Annotated in this window: 17 protein-coding genes; 14 read left to right on the forward strand and 3 right to left on the reverse strand. The window is 64.8% G+C overall.

Going from position 1 to position 19,820, the window contains the following annotated elements:
• Positions 1–62 precede the first annotated feature (62 nt).
• The 3 genes from AAE021_RS01940 (at position 63) to AAE021_RS01950 (ending at position 4,968) form a co-directional block, all read left to right on the forward strand.
• Positions 63–2,378, forward strand: a complete 2,316-nt coding sequence (locus tag AAE021_RS01940) for a glycoside hydrolase family 3 N-terminal domain-containing protein (RefSeq protein WP_342023992.1) — start codon at positions 63–65, stop codon at positions 2,376–2,378.
• Entirely contained in the window at positions 2,371–3,975 is a 1,605-nt protein-coding gene (locus AAE021_RS01945; protein ID WP_342023993.1) for a glycoside hydrolase family 43 protein, read from the forward strand. Before AAE021_RS01940 ends, AAE021_RS01945 begins: the two co-directional genes overlap by 8 nt.
• Before the next feature lie 123 nt (positions 3,976–4,098).
• Entirely contained in the window at positions 4,099–4,968 is an 870-nt protein-coding gene (locus tag AAE021_RS01950) for an AraC family transcriptional regulator (RefSeq protein ID WP_342023994.1), read from the forward strand.
• 9 nt (positions 4,969–4,977) lie between these two features.
• On the opposite strand, the gene AAE021_RS01955 is transcribed toward AAE021_RS01950, so the two are convergent.
• Positions 4,978–5,541 (reverse strand): TetR/AcrR family transcriptional regulator, encoded by a 564-nt coding sequence (locus AAE021_RS01955; protein ID WP_342023995.1) that lies wholly within the window; start codon positions 5,539–5,541, stop codon positions 4,978–4,980.
• 86 nt (positions 5,542–5,627) lie between these two features.
• Between AAE021_RS01955 and AAE021_RS01960 the strand changes: the two genes are divergently transcribed.
• A complete protein-coding gene (locus AAE021_RS01960; protein WP_342023996.1) occupies positions 5,628–5,834 on the forward strand; it encodes a hypothetical protein in 207 nt (68 codons plus the stop codon).
• Positions 5,835–5,849: 15 nt separating this feature from the next.
• The gene (locus tag AAE021_RS01965) at positions 5,850–6,638 is read left to right on the forward strand and encodes a hypothetical protein (protein ID WP_342023997.1); all 789 of its coding nucleotides are present in this window, start codon (positions 5,850–5,852) and stop codon (positions 6,636–6,638) included.
• A 33-nt stretch (positions 6,639–6,671) separates the two neighbouring features.
• Here AAE021_RS01965 and AAE021_RS01970 read toward each other — a convergent pair whose 3' ends face one another.
• A complete protein-coding gene (locus AAE021_RS01970; RefSeq protein ID WP_342023998.1) occupies positions 6,672–7,283 on the reverse strand; it encodes an NAD(P)-binding oxidoreductase in 612 nt (203 codons plus the stop codon).
• Positions 7,284–7,467: 184 nt separating this feature from the next.
• Here AAE021_RS01970 and AAE021_RS01975 point away from each other — a divergent pair, with 184 nt between their 5' ends.
• The 7 genes from AAE021_RS01975 to AAE021_RS02005 all read left to right on the forward strand — a co-directional run bounded on the left by AAE021_RS01975 (position 7,468) and on the right by AAE021_RS02005 (position 17,722).
• Positions 7,468–9,276, forward strand: coding sequence for an ABC transporter family substrate-binding protein (locus AAE021_RS01975; protein ID WP_342023999.1), 1,809 nt, complete (start codon positions 7,468–7,470; stop codon positions 9,274–9,276).
• Positions 9,277–9,580: 304 nt separating this feature from the next.
• A complete protein-coding gene (locus AAE021_RS01980) occupies positions 9,581–11,224 on the forward strand; it encodes an ABC transporter substrate-binding protein (protein ID WP_342024000.1) in 1,644 nt (547 codons plus the stop codon).
• A 132-nt stretch (positions 11,225–11,356) separates the two neighbouring features.
• Entirely contained in the window at positions 11,357–12,283 is a 927-nt protein-coding gene (locus tag AAE021_RS01985) for an ABC transporter permease (protein ID WP_341393463.1), read from the forward strand.
• A gap of 13 nt (positions 12,284–12,296) precedes the next feature.
• Positions 12,297–13,268 (forward strand): ABC transporter permease, encoded by a 972-nt coding sequence (locus AAE021_RS01990; RefSeq protein ID WP_342025283.1) that lies wholly within the window; start codon positions 12,297–12,299, stop codon positions 13,266–13,268.
• 14 nt (positions 13,269–13,282) lie between these two features.
• Positions 13,283–15,001 carry an ABC transporter ATP-binding protein gene (locus AAE021_RS01995; RefSeq protein ID WP_342024001.1) on the forward strand — a complete coding sequence of 573 codons (1,719 nt, stop codon included), beginning with the start codon at positions 13,283–13,285 and terminating at the stop codon, positions 14,999–15,001.
• Between the two features lie 311 nt (positions 15,002–15,312).
• Positions 15,313–17,235: a translational GTPase TypA gene (typA, locus tag AAE021_RS02000; protein WP_342024002.1), complete on the forward strand. Its 1,923-nt coding sequence runs from the start codon at positions 15,313–15,315 to the stop codon at positions 17,233–17,235.
• Positions 17,236–17,251: 16 nt separating this feature from the next.
• Positions 17,252–17,722 carry a hypothetical protein gene (locus tag AAE021_RS02005; protein ID WP_342024003.1) on the forward strand — a complete coding sequence of 157 codons (471 nt, stop codon included), beginning with the start codon at positions 17,252–17,254 and terminating at the stop codon, positions 17,720–17,722.
• Between the two features lie 225 nt (positions 17,723–17,947).
• Here the strand turns inward: AAE021_RS02005 and AAE021_RS02010 are convergent, their stop codons facing one another.
• Positions 17,948–18,181: a hypothetical protein gene (locus AAE021_RS02010; protein ID WP_342024004.1), complete on the reverse strand. Its 234-nt coding sequence runs from the start codon at positions 18,179–18,181 to the stop codon at positions 17,948–17,950.
• Positions 18,182–18,302: 121 nt separating this feature from the next.
• Between AAE021_RS02010 and fdxA the strand changes: the two genes are divergently transcribed.
• Positions 18,303–18,629, forward strand: coding sequence for a ferredoxin (gene fdxA, locus AAE021_RS02015; protein WP_229964965.1), 327 nt, complete (start codon positions 18,303–18,305; stop codon positions 18,627–18,629).
• Positions 18,626–19,780 (forward strand): succinyldiaminopimelate transaminase, encoded by a 1,155-nt coding sequence (gene dapC, locus AAE021_RS02020; protein ID WP_342024005.1) that lies wholly within the window; start codon positions 18,626–18,628, stop codon positions 19,778–19,780. Before fdxA ends, dapC begins: the two co-directional genes overlap by 4 nt.
• Positions 19,781–19,820 lie beyond the last annotated feature (40 nt).

The raw sequence follows: 19,820 nt of genomic DNA on the forward strand, positions 1-19,820 counted from the left end.
CTCACCTGAACCCTTTTCACTTCGTCGACCCAAGATTCGACTCGTTCCAAAGGAAGTACTCCATGTCTGACTCATCCGCGCACACCCTGACCGAAGCCCCCGAAGTGGATGACCTCATCGCCGCCATGACGCTTGAAGAGAAGGTGGCCCAGCTTGTGGGCCTCTGGATCGGGGTGGCCGACGGCGGGGAGGTGGCTCCGGCGCAGGCGGAAAACACCGGCCAGGCCAAGGCATGGAGCGAGACCGCCGCAGAGGGCCTTGGCCAAATCACCCGCCTCTACGGCACCCGCCCGGTATCGGCACAGTACGGGCTGGAGACGCTCCGACGGCTGCAGGCCGACCTGCGAAGCGCCGCTCCCCATGGCATTGGTGCGATTGTGCATGAGGAATGCCTGACCGGCGTGGCGGCATGGGGTGCCACCACCTTCCCGTCTCCGCCCGCCTACGCGGCCACCTGGGACCCGGAGCTGATCGAGCGTGTTGGCGCGGCGATTGGCGGGAGCCTGCGGGGGCTGGAAGTTCACCAGGGGCTCGCACCCGTGCTCGACGTGGTCCGTGACGCCCGCTGGGGACGGGTGGAAGAGACCTTCGGCGAGGACCCATATGTCGTGGGCACCTTGGGCGCTGCCTATATCCGGGGTTTGGAAAGCAGCGACATCATCGCGACCCCGAAACACTTCGCAGGGTATTCCGCCTCCAGGGCCGCCCGCAACCACGGCCCCGTCGACGCCGGCCCGCGCGAGCTGGCCGAGGTGTTCCTCTACCCGTTCGAGATCGTCATCCGCGACAGCTCGCCGCGGTCCATCATGCCGTCGTACGCTGCGATCGATCACGTGCCCTCGCACGGCGACAAGCACCTGCTGACCGATGTGCTGCGCACCGATTTCGGATTCAACGGCACTGTGGTCTCCGATTACTTCGGCGTGAACTTCCTGGAAACCACACAGGGGGTCACCCGGTCCCGCGCCGAGTCCGCGGTTCTTGCCCTCTGCGCCGGCGTCGACGTCGAGCTGCCCGACGCCGCAGCATTCCCGCACCTCGTGGCCGCCGTCCGCGCCGGCATCCTGGAGGAAAGCGCCATAGACATCGCCCTGCGCCGGGTCTTGGTGCAGAAGCAGCACTACGGACTGCTGCCCGCAAGTTTCAAGGCGGCCGCCGGATACGCAGAGCGTGCCGGAGCCGAAGCGGTTGCTCCGGACCTCAATCCGGTCGAACACCGGGACCTCGCCCGGGAAGTGGCCGAGAAAGCAACCATTCTGCTGGCCAATGACGGCACCTTGCCGCTGGCCGCTGCCGCCAGAATCGCCGTCGTGGGGCCCAACGCGCACAGCCGGACCGCCCTGCTTGGAGACTACAGTTTCACCAACCATGTGGAACCCCACTACCCGGACGTCGCCGAAGGAATCCACATCCCCACCATCCTCGATGCCATGAGGATCGAATTCGACTCCATCGACTATTCCCGCGGCTGCGAGGTCGAAGGCGACGACGCCGGGGGAATCGATGCGGCTGTGGCCCAGGCCGCCGCCGCCGACGTCGTGGTGGCCGTGATGGGAGACCAGGCCGGGTTGTTTGGACGCGGCACGGTGGGGGAGGGCAACGACGTCGACAGCCTCGAATTGCCCGGTCTGCAGCGCCGTTTCCTTGAGGCGCTGCTTGCCACCGGCACACCGGTTGTACTCGTGCTGGTCACCGGGCGTCCGTATGACATCTCCTGGGCCACGGACCGGTGCGCGGCAATCGTGCAGGCATGGTTCCCCGGCCAGGAAGGAGCTGCAGCCGTGGCCGGCGCCCTGTCCGGACGTATCAATCCGCGTGGCCGCACCACGTTGTCCTTCCCGCATTCCGCGGGTCGCCAGCCGGCAACGTACCTGCGTCCGGCCCTCGCCGGACCGTCGGGGGTAACCTCGCTCGGGGCCGACTTTGTGTACCCGTTCGGCCACGGCCTGAGTTACACAACCTTTGCGCACTCCAACCTGACACTCGACGCCGACCGGATCGACAGCACGGGAACCGTGCAGGTCCGGGTTACTGTCCAGAACACGGGTGAGCGGGACGGCACCGACGTGGTGCAGCTGTACCTGCGGGACGTCACCGCACACGTCACCCGCCCCGTGTCCACCCTCATCGGATACGCCGCCGTGGACCTTGAGGCCGGCGGCAGCCGAGACGTCACCTTTACAGTGTCCGCGGAACGTCTCAGCTACGTGGGACAGTCCGGGCACTGGGAAGTGGGACCGATGGAAGCGACTCTCGCTGTGGCCCACAATGCCGAGGACGCCGGCCAATCCTCGCGGATCACTGTGACCGGGCAGCGCCGGATGCTCGGCAGCGACCGCGTCCTGGTCACGCCGGTCTCGGTGACCGGCGGTGAGTGAAACCGGGACGCCCCTGTCCTTTACCAACCCGGTGCTGGCGGGGATGCATCCTGACCCGTCGATCTGCCGGCTGGGTGACACCTTTTACCTGGTCAATTCCACCTTCGAGTACCTGCCGGGGATTCCCATATACGCCAGCACCAACCTCGTGGACTGGGTTCTGTTGGGGCACGGCATCGCCAGGAAGGAACAGCTCGACCTGTCCGGCACCCGTGCCTCCGGCGGTCTTTTCGCGCCGACGATCCGGGAACACAAGGGCACGTTCTATATCGCATGCACCGCAGTGGATGCCACCGGCGCCTCGGGCAACTTCTACATCACGGCCACAGACCCGGCCGGCGAATGGAGTAACCCCGTCTGGTTGCCTGACGCGGTGGGAATCGATCCGACCATCCTCTTTGACGGGGATGACGTGTGGTGGGCCGGCTGCCGTGAGGTGGCCAATCCCGGCTATGAGGGGGAGACCGAGATCTGGCTGCGGCGGCTGGACCTCGATGCGGGGTGTTTAACCGGTCCCGAACACATCCTCTGGTCCGGTGCGGTAAAGGGGGCAATCTGGGCGGAGGGGCCGCACCTTTACAAACACGGCCAGTACTACTACCTGCTGACCGCGGAGGGAGGCACCGGCGACCACCATGCGGTCAGCGTGGCGCGGGCAACCTGTGTCTCCGGCCCGTATCTGGGTAACCCGCGCAACCCGGTGCTCACGCACCGGCACCGCGGAGACACCGCCACTGTTCAATGCGTGGGGCACGCCGACTGGGTCCAGGCGCCGGATGAGTCATGGTGGGCGGTCGCGCTCGCAACAAGGCCTCGGCACGGCCTGACCCTGCTGGGCCGGGAGACGTTTCTGACCCCCGTGGCCTGGGAGAATGACTGGCCGGTGTTCAACCCGGGTTTGGGTGGATTGCCGGAGCAGGGGGAGGTGCCTGCAGTGGTGGAAGCCGGGACCGGGCCAGACGCCACCTCCAGTCGGGTGCGCCGGGTTCTTGGCCGGAATGAACCGTGGATCACGGCGCGGGGGTTTCCCACTGACCACATGGCCGATGCAGGCCACGAGGACTCGCTTGCGTTGATCTCCACGGGTGCACGGGTGGACCGAACCGAGCCGGCAGCGGCTCTGGGGGTTCGCCTCGCTCACCACACGGCAACCTTCTCCGCCACGATCGAACGCCTGCTCACTGCGCCGGAACATGAAGGACCGGAGCAGGCTGTGGTGGGAATCATCCTGGCTCAGAGCCCGGCAGCACAGATCCGGGCGGAGCTCAGTATGCGGGGCGGAGGACACCTCGAGGTCATTGAGGTGGCGGACGGCATAAGCCGCACAATCACCTCCCGCAGCCTCGACGCCGGAACGGTCGGTCAGCTTCTGGCAGGTGAACCGGCACGCATCAACCTCCGAATGAGCGTGCTTGATGGCCTGATGATGCGTGTCGCGGCTACTGCCGGCGGTACTGCGGTGCTGAACGAGGAATTATCAGTGCGCGTGCTCAGCACCGAGGCCGCCGGCGGGTTTGTCGGAGCGGTGGCCTCAATCCACTCAACGGGCGATGCCGGCACCGGAGCAGTCTTCACCGACATGTTCTACGAGCACTGACGGAGCACGGCCGCTGAGCCACAGATGATGTGCGCCGCCGCCCGGACCCGGCAGAATCGGACCCGGAGATGTCGGGCGGAGCGGTCGTGCCGGGGGCAAGAGTGGAAGGTGAAGGGAGCAGCCGTGATACAAATCCTCAACCGCCTCGTCGACGACATCGAGCAGCGCCTCAGCGAAGACCTGGACTTCGACGAGCTCGCCGGAACGCTGGGAACTACGGGCTACCACGCACGCCGCATGTTCTCGTCGCTGGCCGGCATGCCGGTTTCCGAATATGTGCGGCGCCGGCGGATGACCGTCGCTGCGGCTGACGTCATAGGCGGCGCGGATGATCTGCTCACGATCGCGGTGCGGTACGGCTACGGCTCGACCGAGGCCTTCGGGCGGGCGTTCCGTGCCGTTCACGGCGCCAGTCCCGGCAATATTCGCCGTGACGGCGGCCCCCTGCAGAGCCAACCAGTCCTCAGGTTCCGCCTGACCGTCGAAGGGAACACCCCCGTGGACGCCCGCATCATCGAACGCCCTGCCTTCCGCCTCACCGGCCACGCCGCCCGCGTCCCGCTGATCCACGAGGGCATCAACCCCCACATTCAGCGGCATATCGCGTCGCTGCCCGCCTCCGAACACGAGCGGCTCAAGAACCTCAGCGGCACCGAGCCCCGGGGACTGCTGCAGGTCAGTGCCGACGTCGGTCCCGACTATGACGAGGGCAGCGAACTGACCTACCTTCACGGCGTGGCGGTCGACGCCGATGCCAAAGTTCCCGGCGACCTCGACGTGATCGATGTCGAAGCGGGGAAATGGGTCGTGTTCCGGACAACGGGCCCGCATCCGCGCGCCTTGCAGGAGGCATACGCGGCCTCCGCAACGGAATGGTTCCCCTCCAACCCGTGGAGGCTGCGCCCCGGCCCATCGATCGTCTCGGTGCTTGACCGTGCTCCCGACTTCAGCACTGCCACCTGCGATCTTTGGTTCCCCATTGAACGCAGCTGAGCACCCGGCCTAGCCGGAGCGGCTCCAGAGAAGGTAGGCCTCGGCGAGCTGTCCCGGCACACTCGGAGCAGCTTCGCGGATGGCCGCCGCCTGCGGCCTGGTAATGGTGGCCACCGCGACGACGACTTCAAGTGCCGTGATGTTCTTCCGGACCGCATTTGCGCGCTTCAGAATCGTCAGCAGCTCCTCCAGCGCGTTGAGCGCGGGCTGTTGAACATCCACAAGCGGTGAGGATTCTTCTGTTCCTGAGTCCGCCTGCAGGCCAAGACCATCCGTCAGCGCCCCGAGCTCCATATCCATCAGCCCGGCCAGCAAACTCTTCCAGGCCCCCGCCGGGTCCTTCTCAACGACGGCGCGCGCTTCGGCCACGAGATTCAGGATCTCCCGGACCATATCGTCAATCACGGCCCGGATCAGGTCATTGCGGGATGGAAAGTTGCGGTACAGCGTTGCGATACCCACGCCGCTCGCAGCGGCCACTGCATCCAGGGCAACGTCGCCGCCGCGCTCGGCAAACACGTGCCTTGCAGAACTGATGATCGCTTCTCTTCGCTGCGCCGCGTCCGCCCGCATCCGCGCTCCCTTCAAGTTGACCTTCAGTCTAAACCGGAGGAATATCTTCCATAGAAGTGGAGGAAATTCCTCCGAAAGAAGGATTCATGACATCGCAAACGCCGTCATCCGGCTCTCACCGCAAGCACGCGGCCATCTGGGCCGGTCTAACCATCGGGTTGTCCGTCATTCTGCTGGTCCTTCTCATGCTGTTCATTTCGCCATCGCTCCTCTCCGGGCCACGGGATCTGGCGCTGGGAGTGGTTGGGTCTCAGGACCCGGCGGAATCCGTCGCGGAAACATTGGAGGCCTAGTCGCCGGGTGCTTTCGTGGTGCACTCCTATGAGAGCGCAGGCGCCCTTGAGCAGGGAATCCGGGACCGGGAGATCGTTGGCGGGTTCGACTTCACCGATCCGGATATGTCGGTGTATGTGGCCAGCGCCGGCTCAACGGCCGTCTCCGGCACAGTGAGCAACGTGGGGGCCACGATGGCGGGCAGCCTGGGACAGACCGCGGAGATTGTGGATGTGGTCCCGCTTCCCCCGGGCGACCCCACCGGCGTAGGTATCGGAGTCCTGGCCTTTCCGCTGGTATTTGGCGGCATTGTGCCTGCCGTGGCCTTCCGCTCCATGCTGTCCGGACAGCGCTGGTGGATTCTTGCCGGACTCACCGACTTTTCGGTGGCCGGAGGGTTCGTCGTTGCCGGGGTGCTGAAGTACCTGTTCGGCAGCATCGAGGGTCCGCTGGCCCCGGTGGCGGCAAGTGTGGCGCTGGGGATTGCGGCGCTGGCGCTTCCGCTGGCCGGCCTCAATGAGTGTTTTGGCACGAAGGGCTTCACCATCGCCGCCATGTCCATGATGTTTGTGGGGAATCCCTTTGCCGGCATTGCCACCAGCGCCCAGTGGCTTCCGGGCGGGGTGGCGATGATTGGCCAGCTGCTTCCGCCCGGTGCCGCCGGTACCCTGGTGCGCTCCATGGCCTACTTTGGCGGCGTCGGCGGCGGCGCTGCGGCACTGACCCTGGGCATCTGGGTCTTGGCGGGGGTTGTGCTGTGGTTTACCGGGCCGCGGATCACGGCTGCCAAGGCCAGCAAAGAGGCGGCACTTCCGGTGGCCTGAGATCGTGTGCGTGGAAGGCCGCTCCCGCCGAGCCTAGCTGCTGATGCCGGGCGCGGTGCCGATACTGGAATCGTCACTCAGAATGCCAAGCATGCAGGCGGCGAGGTCACGGCGCGGAATAGTTCCGCCGAGAGTTCCTTTGTCGCCAGTGTTCAGGGCCTTCCAACTGCCCGAGGGTTCTTTGTTCGTGAGGCCGGTCGGCCGGACAATGGTCCAGTCCAGTCCCGACGCCTTGACGGCCTTTTCCTGCTCGTTGTGATCGGCCAGCGCCTTGGCCAGCGCCACCTGCATGATCAGCCGCAGCGGCGCCGGCATCTGCTTGCCCGAGTCTCCGGCGCCCAGCGAAGACTGCACAATGAGCCGGCGCACGCCTTCCTTCTGCATGGCGGTTATGACGTTCCGGGTCACTGACGTGCGCTGATGGGCTACGCCTTTCGCGCCGCCAACGGTGACGACGACGGCGTCGGCCCCTGAAACTGCCGAAGCAGCGGCGTCCGGATCGGTCGCATCGCCGGCGATCGCCCTCACGCCGGCCGGCGCGCGGCCGCTGCGCGAGAGAACCGTGACGTCGTGCCCCGCGGCCTGGGCGAGGGAAGCCAGTTCGGCTCCGGTACCGCCGGAGCCGCCAATAATGGTGAGTTTCACGTGAGCCTCTTGTTGTTGGGTGCCGATAGCCTCCCAGCATCTTATCCGGCGGCGCATTCCCGGCCCCGGCATCCCGGCACCCCGGTGCCCGGCGGCTTTCCGGCATTCGTTGCGCCCAAAATTTCCCCGGTGTGCAATTATCACAAGGTGTGCGACCGACGCCATATAGTCCCGGGGAGCAAGAATGCGTTTGAACCGCCTGACCAAGCTGGCTGCCGCCTGCGCCGCGGCCGTCCTGGCCCTGGGCGCCTGCACCGCAGAGGAGAGGATGGCCGAAGAACTGCCGGGAGCATCGCCCAGCCCCGGCGGTGAGATTTCGGTGGCGGAGGCCGGCGTCGTCAATTCCTTCAATCCGCAGTCGGCGGCGGGGAACACCGATATTAACCGGAAGCTCGCGTACGCCACGCACTCCGGCTTCAACTATGTGGACAACAACCTCGAGGTTATACCGCTGGAGGACTTTGGCAGCTATGAACGGGTTTCCGAGGATCCCCTGACGGTCAAATACACGGTCAATGACGGCGTGGCCTGGTCCGACGGAGCGCCGGTGGGTGCCGATGACATGATGCTGGCCTGGGCTGCGGGATCCGGATGGTTCGACGACGAACTCCCCGGCCCCGACGGAGAGCCACTTTCGGGGACCCGCTATTTCGACTACGCCGGTTCCACCGAAGCCCTGGGCTTGACGGGCCTGCCGGAAATCGGCGACGACAACCGGTCCATCACCCTGACCTATTCAGAGCCGTATGCGGACTGGGAAACGGCTTTCGGATCCTTGTCCGACAGCAGCGGAATTGGTGTCCCGGCCCATGTGGTGGCCCAAGGCGCCGGGCTGGCGGACGAAAAGGCGCTGACGGAGCTGATCCGGGAGACTCCGGGGGGAGATCCGCTGAACCCGGCCCCGGTCAACCCGGAGCTTCGTGCCGTGGCCGACTACTGGAACACGGCCTTTGCTGCGCGGACCCTTCCCGAGGATCCAGCCCTGTACCTCTCCAACGGGCCCTACATCCTTTCCGGCATCATCCCGGGGGAGTCCCTTACCCTGGTCCGCAACGAGGACTACACCTGGGGCGTCAAGCCGGGCCTGGACAAAATCACCGTCCGCTTCCTCTCGAATCCCGCAGCGCAGACGGCTGCCCTGGAAGACGGCTCGGTGGACATTATTTCCCCGCAACCGGACGGCGGCACGCTCCCGGAGCTTGAGGCGCTTGAAAGCCTGGGGAACATCAACCTGCACCAGGGCAACCAGCTTGCCTATGACCACTTGGACCTAACCTTCGACGGCGTGTTCGCTGCAGGCGCTGTGCGCGAAGCCTTTCTGGCAACCGTCCCGCGCCAGGCGATCGTCGAAGCCACCGTTCAGCGGCTGCAGCCGGGGGCCGAACCCCTGAATTCCCAGGTTTTCCTGATGGACCAGTCCGGGTACGGCGAATCCGTGGCCGAAAACGGGTCCGGCGAGTTCGCGGAGGTGGACCTGGAGCGGGCGCAGGAGCTGCTTGACGGCGAGACTCCCACGGTCCGCGTCCTGTACGACCGCGACAACGCATACCGGACCGAGGCCTTCCGCCTGATCAGCGAGTCCGCCTCCGCAGCCGGCTTCGACGTTGTTGACGGCGGCCTTCCCTCCGGGGAATGGGCCGCCCGGCTCGGAACCGGCACCTATGACGCGGTGATCTTTGGCTGGACCGCCAGCGGGGTGGGCGTGGCAGGGGTGCCGCAGGTTTTCCGCACGGGCGCAGCGTCCAACTACAACGGTTTCTCCAGTTCGGAGGCCAATGACCTCATGGCAGAGCTCGTGGTGGAACAGGATGCCCGCCGCCGGGGGGAACTTCTGGCAGGCATTGACCGGCTGATCTGGGAAGCCCGCTACGGCCTGCCGCTGTACCAGCTGCCCGGACTGCAGGCTTCGGCGGACACGATCGAGGGCGTGGAGTACATGCCAAACTCCACCGGGGTGTGGTGGAACGTCTGGGAATGGAGAGTGCTCCGGTAGCCGATAGCTGCGGCCCTGGGAGCGCAGAGTATGACATGGGTCACCCTGCAAACCTATAATTGCGTCGTAATATGATGCGCGTATATCGAATCGTTACATCTGCATGTGTTTCTATGTATTTCCGCCTCTGATAAGCCGTTTTGTCCACTTTGGGGGCCTCCGGGCGGGCATGTCTGTCATTTGGGCCGCCCCGGAGTGAGTACGGTATGGGCCAAAGGCAATTGCTTTTGAATTTGTGAGTGGGCTCACTAGGTAGCCTCACTGCCGGCGCTATGCGCTCGGATCCAGAAACTAAGGAGGCGGAATGCGTTTCACACGCACTCCCAAACTACTCAGCGTTGCAGCCGTGGCCCTTCTGGCACTGACGGCCTGCGGCGGCGGCGACACCTCGAACGAGGCCGGAGCCGAAGGCGACACGAGCCGTGTCATTATTGCGGACAACGCAGAGCCCCAGAACCCGCTGATCCCCACCAACACCAACGAGGTGGGCGGCGGCGCGGTACTGGACCTGCTCTTTGCCGGCCTGATCAGCTATGACGCTGACGGCAAGCCGCAGAATGAAATGGCCGAGTCGATTGAGACCGAGGACGCCCAGAACTACACCATCACCCTGAAGGAGGGAAAGACCTTCAGCAACGGTGAGCCCGTGACGGCGGCTTCCTTTGTGGATGCCTGGAACTACGGTGCCGCTGCGAAGAACGCGCAGCTGTCGAGCTACTTCTTCGAGAGCATCGAAGGCTACGACGAAGCCAGCGCCGAAGGCTCCACCGTGGAAACCATGTCCGGCCTGAAGGTTGTGGATGACACAACGTTCACCGTCGCCCTGAAGCAGCCGGAGTCCGACTGGCAGCTGCGCCTGGGTTACAGCGCCTTCTACCCGATGCTGGCGGAAGCGCTGGCAGACCCGGCCACCTACGGCGAAAACCCCGTGGGCAACGGCCCCTACAAGTTCGACGGCGAAGGTGCCTGGGAGCACAACCAGCAGATCAAGCTGGTTCCGAACGAGTCTTACGAAGGCCCCCAGGAAGCCCAGAACGCAGGCGTGACGTTCAAGATCTACCAGAACGACACCACGGCCTACCAGGACCTCATTTCCGACAACCTGGACGTCCTCAAGGTCATCCCGACCTCCGACGTGAAGAACTTCAAGAACGACCTCGGCGAAGAGCGGTCCATCGAGTCCCCGTACGCCGGGAACCAGACCCTCGCCATCCCGTACTACCTCGAGAACTGGAGTGGCGAGGCCGGCAAGCTCCGCCGCCAGGCCCTGTCCATGTCCATCGACCGCGAAGAGATCACCCGCGTGATCTTCAACAACGGGCGGACCCCGGCAGCAGACTTCACTGCTCCGGTGCTGGACGGGTACAAGGACGATCTCCCGGGCAGCGAAAACCTGGAGTTCAACCCGGACGAGGCCAAGAAGCTGTGGGAAGAAGCCGAGAAGCTTGCTCCCTACGATGCTTCCGAACCCCTGACCATCGCATACAACGCTGACAAAGGCGATCACAAGACCTGGGTCGAAGCTGTGGTCAACAACGTCAAGAACAACCTCGGCATTGAGATCACGGGCAAGCCCTACGCCACCTTTAAGGAAGCCCGCACCGAGGCTACCGACGGTGTGCTGACCGGCGCCATCCGCTCAGGCTGGCAGGCGGATTACCCGTCGCTGTACAACTTCCTCGGCCCGATCTACGCCACGGGAGCCGGCTCCAACGACGCACGTTACGAGAACCCCGAGTTCGATGAACTGCTCAGCACGGGCCTCGCGGCAACCTCCGTCGAAGAAGGCAACGAGGTCATGAACGAAGCACAGGAAATGCTTCTGGAAGATCTGCCCGCCATTCCCCTGTGGTACCAGGTTGCCCAGGGCGGCTGGAGCACCAATGTAGACAACGTTGAGTTCGGCTGGAACGGCGTGCCGCTGTACCACGCCATCACCGGCAAGTAATTCCGACAGCGCAGGGGCCCGGCTGCGGTTTGCAGCCGGGCCCCTGGGCCGTTCCAAAGTAAAGGTGCTCTTTAGAATGAGTTTCACCAACCCCCCTCAGCGGGAATGCCCCGCGCGGCAGGCAGGCATCTGATGACCGGATATGTCCTCAGGCGCTTCCTCCAGTTAATCCCCGTGTTCCTCGGCGCAACACTGCTCCTGTACTTCCTGGTCTTCAGCCTTCCCGGCGACGCCACTGCCGCCATCTGCGGCGAAAAGGGCTGCACGCCCGCCGTCGAAGCCTCGCTACGCGCCCAGTACAACCTGGACCAGCCCTTCTTTATGCAGTATCTGCTGTATCTGAAGGGTGTGCTGACCTTCGATCTGGGGACCAACTTTGCGGGCCGCGAAATTGCGACCATCATTGGTGAGGTCTTCCCGACCACCGCCAAGCTGGCCGTGATGGCCCTGGTCTTCGAAGCAGTCTTCGGCATTGTCTTCGGCTTGTTTGCCGGACTGCGCAAGGGCAAGTTCTTCGACTCGACGGTCCTGGTAGTCTCCCTCGTGGTCATCTCCGTACCGATCTTCGTGCTCGGCTTCCTCATGCAGTTCGTTTTCGGCGTCAAGCTGGCCTGGACCAATCCAACGGTCAGCGGCGCAGCGGGTTTCACTGAATTGCTGCTGCCCGCCATCGTGCTGGGTCTGGTGTCCTTCGCCTACGTGCTGCGGTTGACGCGCACCAGTGTTATTGAAAATGCGAACGCCGACTACGTGCGGACTGCCACAGCCAAGGGGCTCAGCCGCCCCCGGGTCGTGACAGTGCACATTCTGCGAAACTCCATGATTCCGGTCGCCACCTTCCTGGGTGCGGATCTTGGCGCCCTGATGGGCGGCGCGATCGTGACCGAAGGAATCTTTAACGTCAACGGCGTCGGCAACACCCTGTACCGCGCCGTGCTCAACGGCGAAGGTCCGGTTGTCGTCTCGATCGTCACCGTGCTCATCCTGATTTTTTGCCTCGCCAACCTGTTGGTAGACCTGCTGTACGCGTGGCTGGACCCGAGGATTCGATATGCCTGAGAATGACCAAACCATGACCCCCGCCATCCGCGGCAAGGTTTCCCCCTATCCCATTGAGCACTTCGTGGCGAAACTGGACGAAACACCGGTGGCCGCCGTGGACAGTTCAACAAGCGACGGCGCTCCCCGCAGTCTCTGGAGCGAAGCGTGGCGCAGCCTGCGCAAGCAGCCGCTGTTCATCATCAGTGCCCTCCTTCTGCTGATCGTGGTTGTGGTGGCACTGTTCCCGGGCATGTTCACCAGCCAGCAGCCCAACGACAACTGCCTGCTTGCCAACTCCGACGGCGGTCCCGCCCCGGGCCACCCGCTTGGCTTCACCCAGCAGGGATGCGACATCCTGGCCCGCGTGGTCTACGGCACCCGCTCCTCACTGCTGGTCGGCCTGATGGCGACCCTCGGCGTCGTCCTCATCGGCGGCATCATTGGCGCCCTGGCCGGTTTCTTCGGCGGCTGGATCGATGCCATCCTGGCCCGCCTGGGTGACATCTTCTTTGCCCTGCCGCTGATCCTCGGCGCGATCGTCGTCGTCCAGCTTCCGTTCTTCCGCGAGAACCGCAACGTCTGGACGATGGTGCTGATCCTCGTAGCGTTTGGGTGGCCGCAGGTGGCCCGCATTACCCGCGGCGCTGTCCTTGAGGTCCGCAACGCGGATTTCGTCACGGCCGCACGCTCCCTGGGCGTCTCCCGGATGTCGGCACTGATCAAGCACGTCATCCCCAATGCCGTTGCACCCGTGATCGTGATCGCCACCATCTCGCTCGGTACCTTTATCGTGGCGGAATCCACGCTGTCCTTCCTAGGCATTGGACTGCCGCCGGACATTATGTCCTGGGGTAACGACATTTTCTCCGCGAAGCCTTCCCTGCGCACCAATCCGACGGCAATCTTCTGGCCCGGCCTTGCCCTGTCGCTGACCGTGCTGTCCTTCATCATGCTTGGTGATGCCCTGCGGGATGCGCTCGACCCGAAGTCGCGCAAGCGATGACTAAGGATGTGACCATGTCCACGACCCCCAAGGCGGACACCGCTGCCTCGGCACAGGCCCGGGACGGACAGCCGCAGCCGCTGCTCGAACTCCGGGACCTTGCCATTACCTTCAAGACCAACAACGGCGACGTCCCGGCGGTGCGCAATGCACACCTGACGATCATGCCCGGGGAAACCGTGGCGATCGTGGGGGAGTCCGGATCCGGCAAGTCGACGACGGCCCTGGCCGCCATCGGCCTGCTGCCCGGCAACGGTGCGGTCTCCGGCGGAAGCATCATCTTTGACGGCGAAGACATCACCCACGCCAGCGAGAAGCGCATTGTTGAACTGCGCGGCTCCTCCATCGGCATGGTTCCCCAGGATCCGATGTCCAACCTGAACCCCGTCTGGAAGATCGGTTTTCAGGTCAAGGAAACGCTGCGGGCCAACGGCCTGCCGCACGATGCCAAGGACGTTGCCCAGGTCCTGTCCGAGGCCGGGCTGCCGGACGCCGCGGCGCGGGCCAACCAGTACCCGCACGAGTTCTCCGGCGGCATGCGCCAGCGCGCGCTGATCGCCATTGGCCTGTCCTGCCGGCCGCGCCTGCTCATCGCCGATGAGCCGACGTCGGCCCTGGACGTGACCGTGCAGCGCCAGATCCTGGACCACCTGGACCGGATGACCGATGAACTCGGCACCGCCGTCCTGCTGATTACGCACGACCTCGGCCTCGCCGCCGAGCGCGCGCACAAGGTAGTGGTGATGTACAAGGGCCAGGTAGTGGAGTCCGGGCCTGCCCTGGAAATCCTGCGCAACCCGCAGCATCCGTATACGCGCAAGCTCGTGGAGTCCGCGCCGTCGCTGGCCTCGCGCCGGATTGAGACAGCGCGGACCCTCGGCGTGGAAAACGACGAGGTTCTCGCCTCCGGCCCCGAAACGGTGCGCACCGACAACGTGATCGAGGTCAAGCATCTGACCAAGGTGTTCAACCTGCGCGGGGCCCTGGGCAAGTCCACGGACTTCAAGGCCGTCGACGACGTGTCCTTCTCCATTCCGCGCGGCACCACCACCGCCGTCGTGGGGGAGTCCGGTTCCGGCAAGTCCACGGTGGCGCGCATGGTCCTCGGCCTGGAAAAAGCCACCGAGGGTGACATCCTGTTTGACGGCGTGGACATCACCACGCTGAACCGGCGGAAGATGTTCGATTTCCGCCGCCGGGTACAGCCGATTTTCCAGGATCCCTACGGGTCCCTGGATCCGATGTACAACATCTTCCGGACCATCGAGGAGCCCCTGCGGGTTCACGGTATCGGTGACGCCAAGAGCCGGGAGAAAAAGGTCCGCGCGCTGCTGGACCAGGTCTCCCTGCCGGCATCCATGATGCGGCGCTATCCCAATGAGCTGTCCGGTGGCCAGCGCCAGCGTGTTGCCATTGCCCGGGCCCTCGCGCTTGATCCGGAGGTGGTGATTTGCGACGAGGCCGTTTCGGCACTGGACGTCCTGGTCCAGGCCCAGATCCTGAACCTTCTGGCCGACCTGCAGTCCGACCTGGGGCTGAGCTACCTCTTTATTACGCATGACCTCGCCGTGGTGCGCCAGATCGCGGACCAGGTGTGCGTCATGCAAAAGGGGCGGATTGTTGAGACCGGGTCCACCAACGACGTCTTCGACAACCCGCAGCAGGACTACACCCGGGCGCTGCTTGCAGCCATCCCCGGTGCCGGCCTGATGCTCCCGCCGCAGGTGGCCTAGGAACCAGGTTCGCCGGCAGCAACACCGGAAGGCAGGCAGCCCCAGCGGCTGCCTGCCTTCCGGCGCATCCGGCCCCGGTCCGCAGGGCCCCGGATCCGCACGCCGGCAGGCCCGCGGACGGTCCATTAGGGAACTTATGGTCTTCGGATTAGAATGGTAGCGTGCCCGCTGACGGCGGCGCCTTCGGTACATTCTTTACGGAGCATACGTGTAGAGCGGGATTCGTACAGAACGGCCGGATTGACCCGGAAACATCCCGGGCTACTGTGCACCACCTTCGAACTTATCTCCTATGAATTGAGTCCTCACGCATGTCAGAAACCAACACGGCTGTAAATACCGCAGTACGGAGCGATCTCCGCAACGTTGCGATTGTGGCCCACGTTGACCACGGTAAGACGACCCTCGTCGACGCCATGCTGAAGCAGACGAACTCGTTTGCCGCCCACGGAAACGTGGAAGAACGCGTGATGGACTCCGGTGACCTGGAGCGCGAAAAGGGAATCACCATCCTGGCCAAGAACACCACCGTGTTCTACAACGGCCCGGCTGCCAAGGGTGAAACGATCACCATCAACGTCATTGACACCCCCGGCCACGCCGACTTCGGTGGCGAGGTTGAGCGCGGCCTGTCCATGGTTGACGGCGTTGTTCTCCTCGTTGACGCTTCCGAGGGCCCGCTGCCGCAGACCCGCTTCGTGCTGCGCAAGGCGCTGGCCGCCAAGCTGCCCGTCATCCTGCTGGTCAACAAGACCGACCGCCCCGACTCCCGCATTGAAGAGGTTGTCGGCGAAGCCATGGACCTGCTCCTGGGCCTGGCATCCGACCTCGCGGACGAAGTTCCGGACCTGGACCTGGACCTCGTCCTGAACGTTCCGGTTGTCTACGCAGCAGCCCGTGTCGGCGCAGCTTCGCTGGAGCAGCCGGCAGACGGATCCGCTCCGGACAATGACAACCTGGAACCGCTGTTCCAGACGATCATCGAGCACATCCCGGCTCCGACCTACAACCCGGACGGCGTGCTGCAGGCACACGTGACCAACCTGGACGCTTCCCCGTTCCTTGGCCGCCTGGCACTGCTGCGCATCTTCAACGGCACCCTGCACAAGGGCCAGACCGTTGCCTGGGCCCGCGCCGACGGCACCCTCAAGTCCGTCAAGATCACCGAGCTGCTGGCCACCAAGGCCCTGGAGCGCGTTCCGACCGAGTCGGCCGGACCCGGTGAAATTGTTGCTGTTGCCGGTATCGAGGACATCACCATTGGTGAAACCCTCACCGACATCGACAACCCGATGCCGCTGCCGCTTATCACCGTTGACGATCCGGCCATCTCCATGACCATCGGTATCAACACCTCGCCGCTGGCCGGCCGGGTCAAGGGCGCTAAGGTTACCGCCCGCCAGGTCAAGGACCGCCTCGACAAGGAACTGATCGGTAACGTTTCGCTGAAGGTTCTGCCGACCGAGCGTCCGGATGCCTGGGAAGTCCAGGGCCGCGGCGAGCTCGCGCTGGCCATCCTCGTGGAGCAGATGCGCCGCGAAGGCTTCGAACTGACCGTGGGCAAGCCCCAGGTTGTGACCAAGCAGATCGACGGCAAGAAGTGCGAGCCGATGGAGCACATGACCATCGACGTACCCGAGGAATACCTCGGCGCCGTGACGCAGCTGATGGCTGTCCGCAAGGGCCGCATGGTCAACATGGCCAACCACGGCACCGGCTGGGTCCGCATGGAATTCATCGTTCCGGCCCGTGGCCTGATCGGCTTCCGCACCAAGTTCCTTACGGAAACGCACGGCGCCGGTATCTCGTCCTCCATCGCCGAGGGCTACGAGCCCTGGGTTGGTCCGATCGAGTACCGCACCAACGGTTCGCTCATTGCTGACCGCTCCGGTGTTGTCACCCCGTTCGCCATGATCAAGCTGCAGGAACGCGGCTCCTTCTTCGTGGAGCCCACCTCCGAGGTTTACGAGGGCATGATCGTTGGCGAGAACTCACGCGCCGATGACATGGACGTGAACATCACCAAGGAAAAGCAGCTCACCAACATGCGTGCGGCTTCCTCGGACACCTTCGAGAACCTGACCCCGCCGCGCAAGCTGACCCTGGAAGAGTCGCTCGAATTCGCCCGCGAAGACGAGTGCGTGGAAGTAACCCCGGAGTCCATCCGCATCCGCAAGCTGGTCCTGAACGCTTCCGAGCGTGCCAAGGTAACCCGCGCACGCGCCAAGGGCTAACAGCATTTCGGCAGCATTGAGCCCCGTCCGCCGGGTCCCGCTTTGGCGGGGCCCGGCGGCGGCCGTGCTCGGGGGAGTGCTGGCAGCCGTGCTCGGGACCGGGCTCCACGCCCAGGTCCTGTATGCCGGGGACACCGCCGTACCGCTGGGAGCAGCGGGAGCGCTGATCCTGAGCTGCGCCGTCGCCGTGTTTGCGGGGGTATGGGCAGCCTCCGTGCTGTGGACGGCTGCGGCCGGGCTGGTCTCCTACGTGATCCTGGGCCTGTTCACGCTGGACCTCTGGGATACGCCCCTCATCATCACCGATACGGTGCTTGAGGTGCAGCCCGGCATTGTCCTGGCCGGACGCATGTGGCTCTTTGGGCAGGCGCTGGTGACCATTGCCGCGGTGTTCGTCAGCGCCCGCGTGCTGGCCGCATCCCGCCGGCTGGAGGCGGAACAAGCTGCCGGACGGCAGCTGCCTGAGCCTCCATTTGCGGGCGCCTGAAAAGCCGAGGGCCTGAAAAGCCAGTTGTCCGCAAAACCCCGCTTCCGGATCTCCGGCAGCGGGGTTTTTGCTGTCTTGGCATGTGATCCTGCGCACCCGTTCCCACCCTTTGTGCACTGCTGGGACAGGAGGTTCCCCGGCAGCCCCACCAGTCACGAAGAGTGGGAACCAATGCAGCGGGATGGGCCGTCAGCGGCGGTAGCGTCGCCGTCGGCAGCGGAAAAATCAGCGGCGCGGCGGGCGCGGCGCCGGCGGGGGCGGAACTTCCTTGGCCGCGGTAACCAGCGCGTAGGGCACCGTGACATGGCCGCGTCGGCCGGCAACAGTGACTTCCTCGTCAACAGCCTCCACCAGGTAGCCCAGAACGTCGGTGAAACCGCCTTCAATGCGGTAGCGGACCACCACCCGCGCTCCGGCGGGCAGGGCACGAAGGACGGCGGCGGGAGGGGGAGCATTCACCGTTACATGGTACGCGGGCATCTCCCGGCTGGGAGATAATGGATCAGGCTACTAACGTGGAACCAACACTTCGTGGATTTTCCCGGCACGGGACGGTCCGCAGATCAGGAAGGCAAGGGACGTGACGTACGTAATTGCGCAGCCATGCGTAGATGTAAAAGACAAGGCATGCATTGAGGAATGCCCGGTGGACTGCATCTATGAAGGTGAACGCTCCCTCTACATCCACCCGGACGAGTGCGTCGACTGCGGTGCCTGTGAGCCGGTCTGCCCCGTTGAAGCGATTTACTACGAGGACGACACTCCCGAAGAGTGGGCCGAGTACTACAAGGCCAATGTTGAATTCTTCGACGATCTGGGTTCCCCGGGCGGTGCTGCCAAGATCGGCAACACACACAAGGACCACCCGATCATCGCCGTCCTGCCGCCGCAGAACCAAGAGGCATGAGCACGGTTCCTTCCCGCACTTTCGGGCTGGACCTGCCGGAGTACCCCTGGGAAGCCATGGCGCCGTACGCCAAGCTGGCCGCGGAGCACCCTGACGGTGCCGTCAACCTGTCCATCGGCACGCCCGTGGACCCGACGCCCGCCGTCGTCCGCGAGGCGCTGACGGCGGCAGCGGACGCGCCGGGCTATCCCACCACCCACGGCACGCCGGCACTGCGGGAGGCCATCAGCGCATGGTACGCGCGGCGCCGCAACGTGCCGGGGCTGGATCCCCAGGACATCATGCCCACCGTGGGCTCCAAGGAGCTGGTGGCGTGGCTGCCGCTGCTGCTGGGACTGGGGCAGGGCGACGTCGTTGTCCGTCCCACGGTTGCGTACCCCACCTATGACATGGGTGCCATCCTGGCAGGCGCCACCCCCGTGGCCGCCGACAGTTTGGATGAGCTCGACGACGACGTCCGCGCCCGGGTGCGCCTGGTCTGGGTTAATTCTCCGGGCAACCCCACCGGAATTGTCCGTACTGCGGCCTCCCTGCGCGCCCTCGTGGATTCGGCCCGGAAAACCGGAGCCGTGGTGGCGTCCGACGAATGTTATGCGGAACTGGGCTGGGGCGGCTGGGATCCGGAGCGCGGGGGATCTCCGGTGCCAAGCATCCTGGACCCCGCGGTCAGCGGCGGAAACAATGAGCTGCTGCTGTCGGTGTATTCGCTGAGCAAGCAGTCCAATGTGGCCGGCTACCGCGCCGCCTTTGTCGCCGGCGACGGTGCCATCATTGCCAATCTCGTGAACAGCCGGAAGCATGCCGGAATGATTGTCCCGGCACCGGTGCAGGCGGCCATGATTGCAGCGCTTTCCGATGACGCCCACGTGGCGGCGCAGAAGGAGAAGTACCGGGCGCGCCGGGAGCTGCTGGTGCCGGCGCTGGAAGCCTTCGGGCTGACCATCCATCATTCCGAGGCCGGGCTGTACCTTTGGGCAACAGCGGGTGAGGACACCTGGACCACGGTGGAACGGCTGGCGAAGCTGGGGATTGTTTCCGGGCCGGGCGTCATTTACGGCGACGCCGGAGCTGGCTTTGTGCGTATTGCGCTGACCGGCTCCGATGAACGCGTCGCGGCCGCTGCCCGCCGGCTAAGGGACGCCGGGATATAGCGCAGGCTTATAACGCCGGAACCGGATGGACGACATGTTT

The sequence above is a fragment of the Arthrobacter citreus genome (assembly GCF_038405225.1).
In the GTDB taxonomy this organism is placed as follows: domain Bacteria; phylum Actinomycetota; class Actinomycetes; order Actinomycetales; family Micrococcaceae; genus Arthrobacter_B; species Arthrobacter_B citreus_A.